Origin of the sequence: Campylobacter sp. RM9333, assembly GCF_020137705.1 — a bacterium.
Lineage (GTDB): Bacteria > Campylobacterota > Campylobacteria > Campylobacterales > Campylobacteraceae > Campylobacter_E.
Window position 1 is genome coordinate 1 of sequence record NZ_JACGAY010000069.1, and the last position, 293, is coordinate 293.

The following is a 293-nucleotide window of genomic DNA, read 5'->3' on the forward strand; positions in this document are numbered from 1 at the left end:
AGCACGGGCGTGGGTTTGCTGTAGTTGCTGATGAAGTAAGAAAACTAGCTGAAAGCACTCAAAAATCACTAACAGAAATAGAAGCAAGTGTTAATGTATTAACTCAAGGTATAAATGATATGAGTGAAAGCATTAAAGAACAAACTCAAGCAATATCTCAAATAAATGAAGCAATAAGTAGTATAGATGAGCTAACACGTGCTAATGTAGTAGTAGCTGATAATACTAATAAAATATCAGATGAAGTAGATTTAATGGCTAGTATTGCTGTTGAAGCTGTTATGAAGAATAAG

At 33.1% G+C, this 293-nt stretch carries 1 protein-coding gene; it reads left to right on the plus strand.

The annotated features are described in order from the left end of the window. Positions 1–293: methyl-accepting chemotaxis protein (locus tag AVBRAN9333_RS09480; RefSeq protein ID WP_336609918.1), on the plus strand; the 293-nt coding region annotated here is incomplete at both ends.